General features: G+C 41.2%; 19 protein-coding genes, 1 rRNA gene and 1 riboswitch. Of the genes, 18 read left to right on the forward strand and 2 right to left on the reverse strand.

Annotated elements, in window-relative coordinates; all coding sequences use genetic code 11:
* The first annotated feature begins 26 nt into the window (after positions 1-26).
* From purC to GH754_RS17475, 15 genes are all read left to right on the forward strand, one after another.
* Positions 27-746, forward strand: a complete 720-nt coding sequence (gene purC, locus GH754_RS17405) for a phosphoribosylaminoimidazolesuccinocarboxamide synthase (RefSeq protein WP_153729930.1) — start codon at positions 27-29, stop codon at positions 744-746.
* A complete protein-coding gene (gene purS / locus GH754_RS17410; RefSeq protein ID WP_153729931.1) occupies positions 739-990 on the forward strand; it encodes a phosphoribosylformylglycinamidine synthase subunit PurS in 252 nt (83 codons plus the stop codon). The genes purC and purS overlap by 8 nt, the downstream gene beginning before the upstream one ends.
* Complete coding sequence (gene purQ, locus GH754_RS17415) at positions 987-1,673, forward strand: phosphoribosylformylglycinamidine synthase subunit PurQ (protein WP_153729932.1); 687 nt, start codon at positions 987-989, stop codon at positions 1,671-1,673. Before purS ends, purQ begins: the two co-directional genes overlap by 4 nt.
* Positions 1,657-3,879 (forward strand): phosphoribosylformylglycinamidine synthase subunit PurL, encoded by a 2,223-nt coding sequence (purL, locus tag GH754_RS17420; RefSeq protein ID WP_153729933.1) that lies wholly within the window; start codon positions 1,657-1,659, stop codon positions 3,877-3,879. The genes purQ and purL overlap by 17 nt, the downstream gene beginning before the upstream one ends.
* The gene (gene purF, locus GH754_RS17425; RefSeq protein ID WP_153729934.1) at positions 3,864-5,297 is read left to right on the forward strand and encodes an amidophosphoribosyltransferase; all 1,434 of its coding nucleotides are present in this window, start codon (positions 3,864-3,866) and stop codon (positions 5,295-5,297) included. Before purL ends, purF begins: the two co-directional genes overlap by 16 nt.
* A gap of 48 nt (positions 5,298-5,345) precedes the next feature.
* Entirely contained in the window at positions 5,346-6,368 is a 1,023-nt protein-coding gene (gene purM / locus GH754_RS17430; RefSeq protein ID WP_153729935.1) for a phosphoribosylformylglycinamidine cyclo-ligase, read from the forward strand.
* Positions 6,361-6,951 carry a phosphoribosylglycinamide formyltransferase gene (gene purN / locus GH754_RS17435; RefSeq protein ID WP_228550299.1) on the forward strand — a complete coding sequence of 197 codons (591 nt, stop codon included), beginning with the start codon at positions 6,361-6,363 and terminating at the stop codon, positions 6,949-6,951. The genes purM and purN overlap by 8 nt, the downstream gene beginning before the upstream one ends.
* Positions 6,948-8,486, forward strand: coding sequence for a bifunctional phosphoribosylaminoimidazolecarboxamide formyltransferase/IMP cyclohydrolase (purH, locus tag GH754_RS17440; RefSeq protein WP_153729937.1), 1,539 nt, complete (start codon positions 6,948-6,950; stop codon positions 8,484-8,486). Before purN ends, purH begins: the two co-directional genes overlap by 4 nt.
* A 51-nt stretch (positions 8,487-8,537) precedes the next feature.
* Positions 8,538-9,803, forward strand: a complete 1,266-nt coding sequence (purD, locus tag GH754_RS17445; RefSeq protein WP_153729938.1) for a phosphoribosylamine--glycine ligase — start codon at positions 8,538-8,540, stop codon at positions 9,801-9,803.
* Positions 9,804-9,805: 2 nt separating this feature from the next.
* Positions 9,806-9,888, forward strand: a riboswitch (ZMP/ZTP riboswitch).
* A 44-nt stretch (positions 9,889-9,932) separates the two neighbouring features.
* Positions 9,933-10,772, forward strand: a complete 840-nt coding sequence (locus GH754_RS17450) for a bifunctional 5,10-methylenetetrahydrofolate dehydrogenase/5,10-methenyltetrahydrofolate cyclohydrolase (protein WP_153729939.1) — start codon at positions 9,933-9,935, stop codon at positions 10,770-10,772.
* Between the two features lie 188 nt (positions 10,773-10,960).
* Positions 10,961-11,398 carry a 50S ribosomal protein L13 gene (gene rplM / locus GH754_RS17455; RefSeq protein WP_153729940.1) on the forward strand — a complete coding sequence of 146 codons (438 nt, stop codon included), beginning with the start codon at positions 10,961-10,963 and terminating at the stop codon, positions 11,396-11,398.
* Positions 11,399-11,418: 20 nt separating this feature from the next.
* A complete protein-coding gene (gene rpsI / locus GH754_RS17460) occupies positions 11,419-11,811 on the forward strand; it encodes a 30S ribosomal protein S9 (RefSeq protein ID WP_323742090.1) in 393 nt (130 codons plus the stop codon).
* Positions 11,812-12,013: 202 nt separating this feature from the next.
* Positions 12,014-12,265, forward strand: a complete 252-nt coding sequence (locus GH754_RS17465; protein WP_153729941.1) for a hypothetical protein — start codon at positions 12,014-12,016, stop codon at positions 12,263-12,265.
* Between the two features lie 142 nt (positions 12,266-12,407).
* Positions 12,408-13,130, forward strand: a complete 723-nt coding sequence (gene cwlD / locus GH754_RS17470; protein WP_153729942.1) for an N-acetylmuramoyl-L-alanine amidase CwlD — start codon at positions 12,408-12,410, stop codon at positions 13,128-13,130.
* 94 nt (positions 13,131-13,224) lie between these two features.
* Complete coding sequence (locus GH754_RS17475) at positions 13,225-14,283, forward strand: Mrp/NBP35 family ATP-binding protein (RefSeq protein ID WP_153729943.1); 1,059 nt, start codon at positions 13,225-13,227, stop codon at positions 14,281-14,283.
* Positions 14,284-14,394: 111 nt separating this feature from the next.
* On the opposite strand, the gene gerD is transcribed toward GH754_RS17475, so the two are convergent.
* The gene (gene gerD / locus GH754_RS17480) at positions 14,395-15,132 is read right to left on the reverse strand and encodes a spore germination lipoprotein GerD (RefSeq protein ID WP_194841396.1); all 738 of its coding nucleotides are present in this window, start codon (positions 15,130-15,132) and stop codon (positions 14,395-14,397) included.
* A 144-nt stretch (positions 15,133-15,276) separates the two neighbouring features.
* Here gerD and GH754_RS17485 point away from each other — a divergent pair, with 144 nt between their 5' ends.
* On the forward strand, positions 15,277-15,903 hold the full coding sequence (locus GH754_RS17485; RefSeq protein ID WP_323742091.1) for a KinB-signaling pathway activation protein: 627 nt from the start codon (positions 15,277-15,279) through the stop codon (positions 15,901-15,903).
* 29 nt (positions 15,904-15,932) lie between these two features.
* Here GH754_RS17485 and pdaB read toward each other — a convergent pair whose 3' ends face one another.
* Positions 15,933-16,700 (reverse strand): polysaccharide deacetylase family sporulation protein PdaB, encoded by a 768-nt coding sequence (gene pdaB, locus GH754_RS17490; protein ID WP_153729944.1) that lies wholly within the window; start codon positions 16,698-16,700, stop codon positions 15,933-15,935.
* A 187-nt stretch (positions 16,701-16,887) separates the two neighbouring features.
* On the opposite strand from pdaB, the gene GH754_RS17495 reads away from it, so the two are divergent.
* Together GH754_RS17495 and GH754_RS17500 are read left to right on the forward strand one after the other, a co-directional pair.
* Complete coding sequence (locus tag GH754_RS17495) at positions 16,888-17,118, forward strand: hypothetical protein (protein ID WP_153729945.1); 231 nt, start codon at positions 16,888-16,890, stop codon at positions 17,116-17,118.
* Between the two features lie 442 nt (positions 17,119-17,560).
* Positions 17,561-17,659: ribosomal RNA gene (locus GH754_RS17500) — 16S ribosomal RNA — on the forward strand; the annotation flags it as partial.

Genomic DNA, 17,659 nt, shown 5'->3' on the forward strand with positions numbered 1-17,659 from the left:
AGATTGATTTAACGGAGGGGATTCGATTGAAAAAAGAGACCTTAGTTTATGAAGGAAAAGCTAAGCGGCTGTATCAAACAAATCAAAGACATGTGCTATGGGTGGAGTATAAGGATAGTGCGACAGCCTTTAACGCTGCTAAAAAAGCAACCATCGATGGGAAAGGCCGTTACAACAATGAAATATCCTCTCTTCTTTTTCAAAAATTGCACGAAAATGAGGTTCCAAACCACTTTGTTACTCAGATTTCGGCTACAGAGCAATTGGTCGCAGAAACGACAATCATTCCAATAGAGGTGGTCGTACGAAACATTGTGGCGGGTAGTCTATCCAAACGGATTGGTAAAGAAGAGGGAACAATCCTGCCGAAAGCTATCATTGAATTTTATTATAAGGACGATGAATTAGATGACCCGCTTATTAATGAAGATCATATTGACGTCTTGCAATTGGCTACGCCTAGACAACTGGAAGAGATCAAACAATTGGCTTATAAAATCAATGATATTTTAATAGCCTCTTTTGACCAGTGTGAAGTAAAGCTGGTGGATTTCAAGCTAGAGTTTGGATTAAACCACCTAGGTAAATTGATTTTAGCTGATGAAATTTCTCCAGATACCTGTCGTTTATGGGATAAGGCTACAGAACAGAAGCTTGATAAAGATGTGTTTAGAAGAGATATCGGAAGTTTAACCGATGCATACGAAGAAATCTTAACGCGATTAAAGGGGGTACATCATGTTTAAAGTAAAGGTTTATGTCACGCTCAAGCAAGGAGTTTTAGATCCTCAAGGGAAGGCTGTTAAGGGTGCCTTGCACAGTATGGACTTTCAACTGGTTGAAGAGGTGAGAATCGGAAAATATATGGAATTAACCGTTGACCATACAGAAAATGTGGAGGCTCAAATAGAGGATATGTGTAAGCGACTGTTAGCCAACCCTGTGATGGAAGAGTACAGCTATGAAATTGAGGAGGTCGTCGGGCAATGAAGTTTGCGGTCATCGTTTTTCCAGGTTCCAATTGTGATATCGATATGTACCATGCGATTCAAGATGAATTAGGGGAAGAGGTTTCCTATGTTTCGCATACAGATACGGATTTATCTGCCTTTGACGGTGTTCTACTTCCAGGTGGATTCTCCCATGGGGATTACTTACGGTCGGGAGCGATTGCTCGGTTTGCCCCTATTATGACAGCGGTCAAGGAGGCTGCCCAATCGGGTAAACCTGTACTTGGTGTTTGTAATGGATTTCAAATATTACTAGAAACAGGATTACTACCTGGAGCCATGAAACAAAATCGTGATTTAAAATTCATGTGCCGTCCTACCAAACTACGAGTCGAAACCAATCACACCATGTTTACATCTCTGTATGAGGTAGGAGAACAGATTACAATTCCTATTGCTCACGGAGAGGGAAACTATGACTGCGATGAACAAACCTTGCAAGCCATGAAGCAACATAACCAAATTGTTTTTCGTTATGTCGGCGACAACCCAAATGGCTCAAAGGACGATATTGCTGGCGTTATCAATAAACAAGGAAATGTCCTTGGTATGATGCCACACCCGGAACGAGCTGTAAGTAATTTGCTAGGTAGTGAGGATGGACTTCGTTTATTTCAATCGATTTTAAAGCACTGGAGGGAAAAACATGTCATTACTTCTTGAGCCAAATACATCGGATATTAAGGACCAACAGCTATACCTGCAAATGGGATTAAGTGAACAAGAATTTCTAAAAGTTGAAGAAATTTTAGGGAGAACACCGAACTATACAGAGCTTGGTCTTTTTTCGGTTATGTGGTCGGAGCACTGTAGCTATAAAACGTCAAAGCCAGTTTTGAAGAAATTCCCAACGGAGGGGAAACGAGTCATACAAGGACCTGGTGAAGGAGCGGGGATAGTAGATATCGATGACGAGCAAGCGGTTGTGTTCAAAATTGAAAGCCATAACCATCCTTCAGCCATTGAACCATATCAAGGGGCAGCAACTGGCGTAGGTGGAATTATTCGAGATGTTTTCTCTATGGGAGCACGGCCAATTGCGTTATTAAACTCTCTTCGATTTGGCAACCTTAATACGCCAAGAGGCAAGTATTTGTTTGAAGAAGTAGTGGCTGGCATAGCGGGATATGGAAATTGTATTGGCATCCCGACGGTTGGAGGCGAAATCCAATTTGATGATTGCTATCAAGGGAATCCACTTGTAAATGCCATGTGTGTAGGATTAATCAATCACGAGGATATTCAAAAAGGGCAAGCAAAAGGAATTGGGAATACCGTCATGTACGTCGGGGCAGCTACAGGTTCCGATGGCATTCATGGTGCAACTTTCGCTTCAGATGAGTTAACCGAAGAATCGGCAGAAGACCGTCCTGCTGTGCAGGTAGGGGATCCTTTTATGGAAAAGCTTCTGCTTGAGGCATGTTTGGAGCTCATTCAATCCGATGCCCTTGTTGGGATTCAGGATATGGGAGCTGCTGGGTTAACCTCGTCAGCTAGTGAAATGGCGAGTAAGGCTGGAACGGGAATTGAATTAAATTTAGATGAAGTCCCACAGCGAGAGCTGAATATGACCCCATATGAAATGATGCTTTCTGAGTCCCAAGAACGAATGTTAGTCGTTATTCAGAAAGGCAGAGAACAAGAAATTATCGATTTGTTTAAAAAATACGACTTGGAAGCGAAGTCAGTAGGTACGGTTACAGATGATCAACGGTTTCGTCTTTATCATAAAGGAGAGCTTGTGGCTGATGTTCCTGTGGACGCATTAGCAGAGGATGCACCTGTCTATCATTTGCCTTCTAAGGAACCGGAAATGTACCGCAACATGCAAAATATGGAGCTGCCATTACCCGAGGTTACAAACTACAAGGAAACCTTACTCAATATTCTAAAACAGCCGACGATTGCGAGTAAAGAGTGGGTGTTTGATCAGTATGACTACATGGTGAGAACCAACACAGTGGTGGCTCCGGGGTCTGATGCTGCGGTGTTACGAATTCGAGGAACGAATAAAGCTCTAGCCATGACCACAGATTGTAATTCACGCTACCTTTATCTAGATCCTGAAGAGGGTGGAAAGATTGCAGTCGCAGAGGCAGCTCGAAACATTGTTTGTTCCGGGGCAGAGCCATTAGCTATTACAGACGGCATTAATTTTGGAAACCCGGAAAAACCAGAAGTATTTTGGCAATTGGAAAAAGCAACGGATGGAATGAGCGAAGCGTGTTCTGTGCTTAGTACACCTGTCATTGGTGGAAATGTTTCCTTATATAACGAAACCAAAGGAAAGGCTGTCTTTCCAACTCCTGTCGTCGGAATGGTCGGACTGGTCCACGATTTAGCTCATGTGACCACACAATCCTTTAAACAGGCTGGTGACTTGGTTTATGTGATTGGGGAATCGAAGCCTGAGTTTGGTGGTAGTGAGCTACAAAATTTATTAGATGGCGAATATAAAGGGAAAGCACCTGCAATTGATTTAGACGTAGAGATGAAGCGCCAAAAGGGATTACTTCAGGCTATCCAATCTCAGCTCGTTTCTTCTGCTCATGACCTTTCAGAAGGGGGATTGGCTGTTGCCTTAGCTGAATGCTTGATGGATGCAGAAGCACTAGGGGTGAACGTGAGCATTGAAAGTGATGCTGTTACGGAATTGTTTAGTGAAACCCAGTCTCGCTTTCTAGTTACAGTTAAACCTGATAAGAAGGAAGAGTTTGAGCGAATTGTAGCGGATGCTGAGCTGATTGGAGAGGTAACGAGCACTGAAGAGATGATAGTTAGTGACAGAGAGGAAAATACTGTGATTCATGCAGGTGTGAAGGAATTACGAACTGCCTGGAAAGGAGCCATTCCATGCTTGCTGAAATGAGAGGATTAAATGAAGAATGCGGCGTATTTGGGGTCTATGGTCATCGTGATGCGGCTCAATTAGCCTATTACGGGTTACATAGTCTTCAGCATCGTGGCCAAGAAGGAGCAGGGATTGTCGTTTCGGATCAAGTAGGAATGAAGCAAACCAAAGGGGAAGGGTTAGTCACGGAGGTTTTCCAAGAGGATACTTTGGAAAAATTAACGGGTCACGCCGCTATTGGTCATGTACGGTATTCCACTGCAGGTGGGGGAGGATATGTCAATGTGCAACCACTATTCTTCCAAACGCAATCTGAGTCGTTGGCATTGGCTCATAACGGCAATCTAACCAATGCCATGGTATTGCGTGAACAACTGGAGAGGGATGGGAGTATTTTTCAAACAACCTCAGATACAGAGGTGCTAGCCCATCTCATTCGGAAGCATAATTACCTCCCGTTTGAGGATCAAATTAAGCAGTCCTTACCTTACTTAGAGGGCGCCTATGCTTTTGTAATTATGTCTGAGCACCAATTGATTGCGGTTTTAGATCCGCTTGGAATGCGGCCTCTTTCCATTGGGAAAATTGATGGATCATGGGTGGTAGCCTCTGAAACGTGTGCTTTTGATGTGATTGGAGCCGAATATGTTCGTGAAGTAAAACCTGGGGAAATGATTATCATTGATCAGGATGGTTTACGCTCAGAGTTTTTTGCAAAACAAAACGAGCGTGCCATCTGTTCAATGGAATATGTGTATTTTGCGAGACCCGATAGCAATGTGGATGGGTTCAACATTCATTCCACCCGGAAAATGCTTGGTAAACAATTGGCAAAGGAAGCATTCGTTGATGCTGATGTGGTTACAGGGGTACCTGATTCTAGTATCTCGGCAGCGATTGGATTTGCAGAAACAGCACAACTCCCATATGAATTAGGACTCATCAAAAACCGCTATGTGGGCAGGACCTTTATAAAACCATCTCAGGAGCTTCGGGAAAAAGGGGTTCAAATGAAGCTTTCCCCTGTTCGCAAAATTGTAGAAGGAAAGCGTGTTGTGATGGTGGATGACTCGATTGTAAGAGGTACGACATCACGTAAAATCGTTCAAATGCTAAGAGATGCTGGGGCAACGGAAGTCCACGTTAGAATCAGTTCTCCTCCCATTACAAATCCGTGCTATTACGGTATTGATACATCATCATCAGGAGAATTGATAGCTTCATCTAACAGCGTTGAGGAGATTCGTCAATTAATCGGAGCAGATAGCCTATCCTATTTATCCATTGATGGAATGCTAGAAGCGATTGGACGATCATCTACTATGAAAAACTGCGGACAATGTCTCGCATGCTTTACAGGCAACTATCCAACCGAAATCCATGACAATACCATCAGGCCACATGATAAAGAAAACCTAGTCAGCGCCAAATCATAAGGCGCTGTGATCGTTTGAAGAAACAATTGATAAAGGAGAGCCTTATTTATGGTGAATGCCTATAAACAAGCAGGAGTCGATGTAGAAGCGGGTTACGAGTCAGTACGGAGAATGAAAAAACACATCCAAAAAACCAATCGTCCTGAAGTATTAGGCGGTCTAGGTGGCTTTGGGGGGATGTTCGACCTTTCCTCGATTAATATGAAGGAGCCCGTTTTAGTATCCGGGACAGATGGCGTGGGAACAAAGCTAAAGCTAGCCTTTCAAATGAAGAAGCACGATACAATTGGCATCGATGTAGTAGGGATGTGTGTCAATGATATTGTCGCTCAAGGAGCTGCTCCACTATACTTTTTAGATTATCTTGCTTTAGGGAATGCAGCACCCCAAAAGATAGAAGAAATTGTCAAAGGTGTAGCAGATGGCTGTGTGCAAGCTGGATGTGCTCTTATCGGTGGTGAAACAGCAGAAATGCCAGGTATGTATGATGTGGATGAATACGACATTGCTGGGTTTGCTGTAGGTGCAGTAGAAAAATCCAATATCATCACCGGGGATGCAATAGAAAAAGGGGATCTGTTGATTGGATTATCTTCAAATGGAGTTCATAGCAACGGATTTTCCTTAATTAGAAAAATTCTAGAAGAAAATCGAATAAACTTAGAAGATCAAAGCTCTGACCTAGGGAAGACAGTTGGCGAGGCTTTACTAACACCAACGCGAATTTATGTAAAATCGGTGCTAAATCTAGTAAAACGATTTAAAATAGAGGGAATCGCTCATATAACTGGAGGCGGATTTCATGAAAATATCCCTCGCATGCTACCAGCTGGATTAGGGGCTCACATTAACCTTTCAGCCTGGAAGCGTCCGGCTATTTTTGATTTCATCATGAAAAATGGCCAGCTATCACAAAAAGAAATGTTTCATGTGTTTAATATGGGCATTGGCATGGTGCTATGTGTTAAGCCCTCAATCGCTGATGATGTGATAGCCCAACTCTCTAGTGAAGGGGAGAAAGCATACGTCATAGGAAAAATTTCGGATGAGAGTGGGGTTCATTTTGAATAACAAGATCAAAATTGCTGTTTTCGCCTCTGGTTCAGGTAGTAATTTTCAGTCGATTGTGGACTCAGGCCATTCAGCATATGAAGTCGTTCTTTTAGTTTGTGACCGTCCTCAGGCAAAGGCTATCGACCGTGCAAAAAAGGCTGGTATCGATTCCTTCGTCTTTCAACCAAAGCAATATCCGAACAAGCAGGTTTTTGAGAGGGAGATTGTGCAGCACTTGAAGGAAAAACAAGTTGGGTTTATTGCATTAGCAGGTTATATGAGGTTGATTGGCCCGACTCTCTTAACGGAATATGAAGGGAAAATCATCAATATCCATCCCTCCCTTTTGCCTGCATTCCCTGGAAAGGATGCAGTAGGCCAGGCACTTGCCAAGCAGGTAAAGGTAACAGGTGTGACTGTTCATTTTATTGATGAGGGGATGGACACAGGTCCCATTATTGCGCAGGAACCTATCTATGTACATAACAAGGACACAAAAGAGACGTTACAACAGAAAATTCATCAGATTGAGCATCAATTATATCCAGAAGTGATTCAAGATTTATGCTTAACCATCGGGAAGGAGACGATCAAAAAATGACCAAGAGAAGAGCTCTAATTAGTGTGTCTAATAAGGAAGGAATCAGTGAGTTTGCCAAAGCCCTTCAGGAACAAGGAATTGAAATTGTTTCAACCGGAGGAACACAAAAGCTACTAAAAGAAGAAGGAATTGATGTTGTAGGTATTTCAGAGGTAACAGGCTTTCCTGAAATACTTGATGGACGTGTCAAAACTTTACATCCCCATGTTCACGCTGGACTACTCGCTGTTCGTGATGATGAAAAGCATCAAGAGCAGTTAAAGGACTTAAATATTGGAACCATTGACTTTGTGGTGGTGAATCTTTATCCGTTTAAGGAAACCATTTCTAAACCAGATGTAACCTTTGAGGATGCCATTGAGAACATTGATATTGGTGGGCCTACTATGCTACGTTCAGCTGCCAAAAATCATAATGACGTTACTGTCGTTGTTGATCCCGAGGATTACGAAAAGGTAGTCAATGAAATTCAGACTAATGGGGATGTTTCAGAGAGCCTTAAAAGGCAATTAGCTGCAAAAGTATTTAGACATACTGCCCATTATGATGCACTAATTGCTCAGTACTTAAGTGAACAGGTTCAAGAGGAGTCGCCAGAGGTTTTCACGGTTACTTATGAAAAGAAACAAAATTTACGTTATGGGGAAAATCCGCATCAAAAAGCAACATTCTATCAGGAATCATTACCTGTAAAGGCCTCCATTGCAGCCGCCAAACAGTTAAATGGAAAAGAACTATCCTATAACAATATTCACGATGCAGATGCCGCCTTATCGATTGTAAAGGAATTTGATAAACCAGCAGTGGTAGCGGTAAAACATATGAATCCATGTGGGGTTGGAGTAGGTGAAGACATTGAAGAGGCATATGATCGGACGTATGAGGCGGATTCGAAGTCTATCTTTGGTGGAATTGTTGCTACTAACCGCGAAATCGATGAAGCAACAGCACTTAAAATGAAGGAAATCTTTTTGGAAATCATTATAGCTCCATCCTTTACACAAGCGGCTTTAGATGTTTTAACAAGCAAGAAAAACCTACGTCTCTTAACCATTGACCAAACAGATGAACAGGAGACGAAGAAACAGCTTACATCTGTACATGGTGGACTATTGGTACAGGATGAGGATACCTATTCCTTTGATGATGCAACGATTTCGATTCCAACTAAAAGAGAGCCAACAGAGAAGGAATGGAAGGATTTAAAACTAGCGTGGCAAGTGGTCAAGCACGTAAAATCCAATGCCATTTTACTAGCGAAAGACCAAATGACAATTGGAGTTGGTGCTGGTCAGATGAATCGTGTGGGTGCAGCTGAAATTGCAATTGAACAGGCGGGTGAAAAAGCTCAGGGCTCTAGCCTAGCATCTGATGCCTTTTTTCCGATGGATGATACGGTTGAAGCAGCAGCAAAAGCGGGCATTACAGCAATTATCCAACCTGGAGGCTCCATTCGTGATGAGGACTCCATTAAAAAATGCGATGAATATGGCATTACGATGGTATTTACCGGCGTACGGCATTTCAAACATTAAGGCTATTAGGATGAAAATAGTCAATCACTAAGAATAAAAGAGGTGCGTAGGATGAAGGTTCTTGTAATTGGAAAAGGTGGCCGAGAGCATGTCGTAGCCTGGAAGCTTTCCCAGAGTAAACAAGTAGAGAAGGTGTTTGTTGCCCCAGGGAACGACGGGATGACAGATGTTGCGGAATGTGTTTCGATAGAGGAGTCTAACCATGATGAGTTAATTGCCTTTGCAAAAGCAATTCAAATTGATCTCACCTTTGTTGGTCCTGAGGCACCTCTTCTTGATGGGATTGTCGATCGCTTCCAGGAAGCAGGCTTAACCGTATTTGGTCCAACTAAGGCTGCTGCCCTTATTGAAGGAAGTAAATCTCATGCGAAATATCTGATGAATAAGTACCAAATTCCAACGGCAAAGTCAGAAACCTTTGCAGACTTTGAAAAAGCCAAAACCTATGTACAAAGTCAGGGTGCACCTATTGTTATTAAAGCAGATGGGCTGGCAGCGGGTAAAGGCGTTACCGTTGCCATGTCACTGGATGAAGCTCTAAGTGCTTTAGATCAAATGATGAATGAAGGACAATTTGGCAAGGCAAGTCGAAAGGTGGTCGTGGAGGAATATTTAGAGGGTGAAGAATTCTCTTTAATGGCTTTTGTTAATGGAATTCATGTTTATCCGATGGTCCTGTCCCAAGACCATAAGCGAGCCTATGAGGGTGACGAAGGCCCGAATACAGGTGGAATGGGTGCCTATTCTCCTGTACCACAAATTTCTACAGAAGTGGAAAGGGAAGCCTTTGAGCAAATCATAAAACCAACCGCACAAGCGTTGGTTAATGAGAATACGCCATTTACAGGTGTTTTGTATGGGGGATTAATTGCAACCGAAGATGGACCTAAAGTCATTGAATTTAATGCCAGGTTTGGAGACCCTGAGGCACAGGTCATTTTGCCACGCCTAGAAAGTGATCTCATCGATGTACTCGTTTCGATTCTAAACAAAGAAGAGGTTCAGTTAAGCTGGTCTTCTCAAGCCGCAGTTGGGGTGGTCTTGGCCTCTAAGGGTTATCCTAATTTGTATGAAAAGGGTAAGCGCCTAAAAGGTCTAGAGCTGATTCATGAAGATACATTAATCTTTCATGCTGGGACACAAAAGGTTGATAATAGTTTTGTAACGAGTGGGGGAAGAGTCTTGCTATTGGCCCATTTAGGAGATTCCCTTCATAGTGCACAGCAAAAGGTTTATGAGGAAATGGATAAGATAGCATCTCAGGATGTATTCTATCGCAAAGATATAGGTTCGAAAGCTTTCGTTTATAACCAATAAAATTCAAACGCAGTAACTGACGACGCAATGGGATTGACCATGGGGGAGCTGCGTGGCTAATATGCCGGTCGTCTGGGCGGGGACTTTTTAGTCTCTTACTATTTCATTTTCATATTAGGAGGATCTAAAATGGAAAAGCAAATAATACTAGACGGTAAGCACGTAGCTAAGGAAGTAAAGGATTCATTAAAGCATAGAGTAGAAGCATTAAAGGAGCAAGACATTACCCCATGTCTGGCCACAATTTTAGTGGGAAATGACCCTTCCTCGGAAACCTATGTCAAAATGAAGGGGAATGCTTGTGGGCGCTTAGGAATTCGTTCCATGCAAATTCATTTGCCTGAGGAGACAACCACAGACCAGCTCCTTGATCAAATAATAGCATTAAATGAAGATGAAAGTGTACATGGGATTTTACTCCAACATCCGGTACCACGTCATATCGATGAACGATTAGCCTTTGATACCATTTCCATCGAGAAGGATGTAGATGGAGTAACAACTGAAGGATTCGGGCAAACTGCTTTTCACTTTGGACGTTTTCCTAGCTGTACTCCTGCTGCTATAATGGAAATCATTAATTTTTATAACCTTGAAGTAGAAGGGAAGCATGCAGTGGTTATTGGGAGAAGTCCTATTTTAGGAAAGCCAGTCTCCATGATGCTTTTAAATCGAAATGCAACGGTTACCGTTTGTCATTCGAAAACCGAAAATCTGCCCCAAATCGTTCAACAAGCAGATGTGATCGTAGCTGCTGTGGGTATGCCAAAATTTGTTAAGGGTGATTGGGTAAAAGAAGGTGCAGTCATTTTAGATGCAGGCTACAATAAAGGAAATATTGGCGATGTCGATTACGATTCTTGTGTAACAAAGGCCTCAGCCATAACGCCTGTGCCAGGTGGAGTAGGACCTGTTACCATTTCCATGCTCTTAAAGCATACGGTTTTGTCTGCTGAAATGAAAAGCTAGATTATGTTTCATTGATACGTATTTTTTGCCTGCAATGATTAATTTACCTTGACATTACTACTTCAGCTATTATAATATAATCTATGGCATTTTATTTCAAAACCACGATTAGCCCCGGAACTATTCGTGTTGAGATAAGCATAACTGATATTAAAAATGACTGATGAATTAATAGGAGGGAAACCAACATGCGTACAACTTTCATGGCGAAAGATAAAGAAGTTGATCGCAAGTGGTATGTTGTTGATGCAGAAGGACAAACACTAGGTCGTTTGGCTAGTGAAGTTGCTTCTATCCTTCGTGGAAAACATAAACCAACATATACACCGCATGTCGATACTGGTGATCACGTAATCATCGTTAACGCTAATAAAGTAAATCTAACTGGTAACAAACTTTCTGATAAAATGTATTACCGTCATTCCAACCATCCTGGTGGACTAAAGGCGCGTTCTGCTAACGAAATGCGTACAAACTATTCAGAAAGAATGATCGAAATTACTGTAGCAGGTATGCTACCGAAAAATAAACTTGGTCGTAAAATGGTTAAAAAGCTTCATGTATTTGAAGGTCCAGAGCATACTCACCAAGCACAAAAACCAGAAGTTTACGAACTTCGTGGGTAATTTTAAGGAGGTTAACTAAAGTGGCTGAAGTACAATACTACGGTACAGGACGTCGTAAAAGTTCTGTTGCACGTGTACGTCTCGTTCCTGGAACTGGTAAAGTAGTTGTGAATAAACGCGATGCAGAAGAATATTTTCCACATGAGACATTACGTCTTATTTTAAACCAACCATTAGAAATTACAGAAACGCAAGGCAGCTATGATGTACTTGCTAATGTAGATGGTGGAGGTTTTACTGGTCAAGCAGGTGCAATCCGTCTAGGTATTGCTCGTGCATTGCTTGAAGCAGACCCAGAATACCGCACACCTCTTAAGCGTGCAGGTCTTCTAACTCGTGATGCTCGTGCTAAAGAACGTAAGAAATACGGTCTTAAAGGCGCTCGTCGTGCACCACAGTTCTCAAAACGTTAATATATACTGTTCAAAGACTCTTTCTACTTTATGTGGGAAGGGTCTTTTTTGCATTTATAAAAGCAAATTGTCACGATGGCATATTTCAGAAAGAACTCCCTTGTTTGGACAACCATTAGTCAAAATTCTAGTTATTTCGGCAATTCCGCTTACATAGTATTAAGTTAAGGGTCTAAACATCATTAGAGGTGGTGCATGGAGAATGAGCTGGTACTTAAAGTCATTAATAGGTGCACTTATTGGGGGAGCGACAGCTGGTGGTTGGTTGGTCGTTGATCTCCTTCTTCCTGATCCAATTGGAGATTACTTATTATTCTTACTTATGGGTATAGCAAACGCGGGCATTGGGTGGCAAGTTGGAAGGGTAGTTGGAAAACGGCGTGAACGAGAAAGGGCTAGTGTTCTTGAGTCCTCAGCAAATGGGAAAAATTCGAGGTTAAGAGAAGATCTATAAGGGCAATAACAATCTCCATCCCTGGTTTATGTAAAAAGCCAGGGATTTTTCCATTTGGTTGGACGTAAAAGGTTGTTTATCTGCATATTTCCATACCTTGTCCCATATAGTTTAACGAGCGGGATTACGGGGAGGAAAGTGTATGAAAAGGAAACTTGGATTTAGCGTATTATGGCTTATTGGACTAGCTGTTCTTATTTTTTTATTACAATATCCAGTTACAACAAAAGAAGCCTGGGAATCTTGGTCACTACCTTTATCAGGAAAGGTTATTGTGCTAGACCCAGGGCACGGTGGTGTTGACGGAGGAGCTGTTGGATCAGATGAAACGTTGGAAAAGGACATTGCCCTCAGCACAGTTGAGAAATTAAGAGATTACTTGCAGGAAGCAGGTGCGCTCGTTTATCTGACAAGGGAGGACGACCGGGATTTAGCTGCGGAAGGAACGAAAGGACTTTCCAAGCGGAAGGTCGAGGATATTCGAAAACGAGTACAATTTATTCAAGATAAAGAACCAGATTTATTTTTGAGTATCCATCTAAATGCCATTCCATCTTCAAAGTGGTCTGGAGCACAAACCTTTTACTATCCGGCTGTCGGTAAAAGTGAGCATTTAGCCAAGTTTATTCAAAGTGAAATTAGGCGAAACTTAGATAATACGACTAGAAAAGCGCAGGCCATCAAGAACGTTTATATTTTAAAGCATGCGAAAAGTCCTGGTGCCTTAGTCGAAATCGGATTTCTATCCAATCCACATGAACGTGACTTATTAAAGACGACTGACTATCAATTAAAAATGGCAGGTTCTATTTATGAGGGGATTTTACGTTATATAACTGAGGAAGAGTATCCTGAAGAATCATAATTTTTACGCTAGATGAGATGCAAATCACTGAGTATCACCACAATATATGTTATACTAGCTTTGGTAAATATACTTGCAAGGGACGGTGACTAAGATGTTATCAAAAGAACAAGTAACCGAAATTTTAAACTCATTTCAGGATCCGTATTTACATAGATCATTTGAGGAAACGGGTGCTATCCAAGAGATTACCATTAAAGAGGAAAAGAATCATGTAAGTGTTAAGCTTGCGATTGGGAATCCTAATTCAGCAGAGCAAATGCAGCTTCAACAAGAGATTGTAAACGCATTAAAAAAAGAAGGGGCTGCTACAGTTGGCTTGCGTTTCTCTAAGCTTCCTGATGAAGTCATGGGCAAGTATGAAGGAGAGGCGAAAAAGAGCAAAGAAGCAGATCTACTCGGTGGAAGCGCTGATACTAACTTCATCGCTGTTGCCAGTGGTAAAGGCGGAGTCGGTAAATCAACAGTTACCGTTAACTTAGCTGTTGCTTTAGCTCGTCTTGGTAAAAAGGTTGGGATTGTTGACGCGGATATCTACGGCTTTAGTGTTCCAGATATGATGGGAATTGAAAACCGCCCACAGGTCCGTGGTGAGAAAATTATCCCTGTCGAACGTTTTGGGGTCAAAGTCGTATCCATGGGCTTTTTCGTAGAGGATAACTCGCCAATTATTTGGAGAGGTCCTATGCTAGGAAAAATGCTCACAAGCTTCTTTAAGGAAGTAGAGTGGGGCGATTTAGACTACCTATTATTAGACCTTCCTCCAGGAACTGGTGACATGGCATTAGATGTTCATTCCATGCTGCCGTCATCTAAAGAATTGATTGTAACCACACCACATCCAACAGCCGCTTTCGTTGCTGCACGTGCTGGCCAAATGGCGCTAAAAACAGAACACGAAATCCTAGGTGTGGTTGAAAATATGGCATACTTTGAAAGCACGCTCACTGGTCAAAAAGAATATGTATTTGGCCAAGGTGGTGGGGACAAGCTTGCAGAAGTGTTAGATACAGAAGTATTAGGCCGTCTCCCATTACAACAGCCTTATGATGAAAAGGATGACTTTGCACCTGGTGTATACCAGAAGGATCATCCGATCGGCAATGTCTTTCTAAAAATTGCCGACAAAGTGCTAACCAAATATGGTGACTAAAGAGAAAAACCCTTGTTGGACAGGATGGACTGTCTAACAAGGGTTTTTGTTTTTGTACTTTATTGGTTTCCTAAAAAATTTCCTGCAGTATATAGATTAAAATAAAAATCATCAGGAACCTCCTGAACCACCGCCAGAGCCGCCGCCAGATGCACCTCCTTGACTATCCTGACCAGATTGCCCTTGTTGTTGACCACCTTGTCCTTTTTGCAACTCTTCGGCGGCTTTTATTAAGATTTCACTCATTTTGGCCTTAAACACAGGGCTTTCGAGAGTCTCTTGAATCGTTTTCTCTAAATGCTCACGAAATTGTTGACTTTTTAATGCATCGACCATTGCTTGGGTCATTTCTGGATTTTGGAATAATTCCATCATGGATTTTTGATACTCAGAATCCTTCATTAATCCTTTCATAAGCTTTTTTTGTGAATCCTCAACAGCTTTTGTGTAGCTTTCGACAAACTTAGGATCCTCAAAAAGCTTGCTCCAAAATTCCTTCCCTTTATCAGAAGTTAATGTGCTGTTGATGGCATCTTTCACCATAGAAGATTCCATGACCAGCTGCTGCTTCATTTTTTCATCTGATAAAACCTCTGTCAGAGCTTTTTTGCCCTCATCTGTTTTTATGATATCAACAACCATTTTTTTGGTTGTTTCATACTCGGCATCGCTTTGACCACTGCCTTGCTGTCCACCGCCACATGCGGATAAAAGGACTAAAGCGGCTAGACTAACACACCATTTCTTTATACGATCAGAATGAAATAGCTGGGCGTTAGATAGTATAAGTGCGACTACACCTCTACCCTCGCATATCTGATCTGCCAATCGGCGCGTTTTCTTTATCATATTGGATCTCTCCTTCAAACGACATCCTATTTGTTAGGATATAATGAACGCTTGAATTTATACGCAGTTAAAAGAGGAAATATCAGTGAAAACATGTTAAAATACGAAAGGAATCAAGAATACGTCATTGTAGGAGGATACAGTGTGACAAGTCGGAAATGGGTTCGTTTATTTATAAGAACGTTACTACTAGGAGCCATTGCCACCATTTTGACCAGCTTTTTTGTCAAAACGGACTCGTATAGTATGTTTTTAGATCCGTTAAATATATGGGAAATTTTTGGTGCTTTGTTATGGTTTATGGGTATTGGGTTTATTTTCAGTATCGTCAGTCAAACTGGTTTTTTTGCCTATCTCTTTATCAATCAATTTGGTCTTAGTATTTTTAGAGGTTATTGGGGGCCAGTTCAGTTTATTTTAATTGTATTTGTACTTTTTGACCTCGTTTATTTTCCTTATAAAAATGCACCTGATGGGTCTTCAATCATACCTTATGTGGTTACGGCGCTCGTCATACTTGGCTTTGGACTAGCTGTTGCCTATGTGAAAGCTAAAGAGACAAAACGTACCGCGTTTTTACCAGCGCTGTTTTTTATGGTTGTTGTGACGGTTATTGAATGGGTACCAGTCCTAAGAACCAATGACCCTGATTGGATGATGCTCATGATTGTACCGCTTTTAGCGTGTAATACATATCAGCTATTACTGCTTCATCGTATCAACCCATCCCCTGATAAACAGAATACTAAGGATGTTAAAAACAACAAGTAGGATGCAGTATTCCTACTTGTTGTTTTGATTTAATTAAGAGGTTTACTTTCAGAGGAACTATTTGAAATCAACTCTGAAACAGTGACAAATGATAATTTTTTCTTTTTAATGGCCGGTATAATGTCCTTAAGGGCTGTCTCCGTATGTTTGATAATATCAGATGCGTGAAGAAGGATAATATCACCACTGGAGGCATCATCTAACACGGTATTTACAATTTCCTTAGAACCGGGATTTTTCCAATCGTTTGGATTAATGCTCCAATAAATGGTTGAAAAGCCTAGCTTCTTGACTGTATCCAATACCTCTTCATTAAAATGTCCGCTTGGTGGTCTTACTAATGTGAGGTCTTCATAACCTAGCTTTCGAAAAACCTCTTTCGCCTGCAATAAATCCTTTCTCACTTCCTCGATATCCTGTTTGACATAGCTTTTATACCGATAACCTAACATCCCGATTTCATGATTATCTTCAGCGATTTTATTCAAAATTTCAGGGTGTCGTTCAGCCCACTCACCACTTACGAAGAATGTAGCATGAATGTTTTCCTTTTTTAATACGTCTAAAACCTTGTACACCTTTTCTTGTCCCCAGCTAATATTAAAGGTTAGCGCTATTTGTTTCGAATTCTTTTCGCCGCTTTTAATTAAAGCCTGTGTTTCTGTTTCGTTCTTGTTAAAAACAGAAAAAGAACTTGTCGTTTCTGCAAATAAATAGAAGGCTGCAAAAAACGCCATGAATAAAATAATCAGCCATTGCTTACGGTTATTCAACTTCACAACTTGGAAATGCTTCAACGTTTGTCCCTCCTGAAAGTGAATCATACCTAGTTTGAGTATATGAAAGCATGTACACAGTTATGTAACGGAGCCTCTCATAAATTACCCTAAACTGGTTAAAATGATTAAGGAAATTAATTCAATTTATCTCTTTACACTTTAAATGCATCAAGGCCATGCCACTTTTCAAAAAGGAGAATGATTTATGTATGGTTTAATGATTAGTGAAATAGAAAAGAAGGAATTTGAGTATTTGTTGAAACGTGAGATGGAAGAGTTGATTCTCGATTTAAAAAGTAGAAACATTGATCATGTTGTAAAAAGAGCGATGAGAGAGCGGTATCAGATCTTGTTTCGTCTTTTTAAGCGCTTTGCCGATCAATCTGAGTGTTTAAAGTATCTACCGTCTAAGTATTTTTCTCAACATTTAGGCTGAGAAGAGGTGTAGAATAGAATAGTTGATAAAACATTGGATGTAGAATATAGGTTTGTAAAACGTTTGTGTGGACTGATAAAAATTCCTAAAAACATATTGACATTAACCTGTAATCATGATAAATTTATTTTCGTCGTCAGGAACGACAGCAAATTAATAAAATAAATTGTTGACATTTCGTTTGCTGTTTGTTATATTAATAAAGTCGCTGTTTTAAGAGACGACATCATTTGAACCTTGAAAACTGAACAAACCAACCAGTACGTCAATTCGCTATTTTAATAGCAATTTGATTTAATTATGAGCTTTTTGGAAGCTTTTCAAAAGAGCTTCTGCTAAGTTCGGTCACGTCCTCGAAACAGCAATGCTGTTTCTGTGTAGTAATGCTACGAAGTATTACCTAGTGTGACCAACGCAGAAGTTAGCACATCCTGTGCGTCACTTTTTGGAGAGTTTGATCTTGGCTCAGGACGAACGCTGGCGGCGTGCCTAATACATGCAAGTCGAGCGCGGGAAGCTAACTGAACCCTCCGGGGTGACG

The sequence above is a fragment of the Salinibacillus xinjiangensis genome (assembly GCF_009649735.1).
GTDB classification, from domain to species: Bacteria; Bacillota; Bacilli; order Bacillales; family Alkalibacillaceae; genus Salinibacillus; species Salinibacillus xinjiangensis.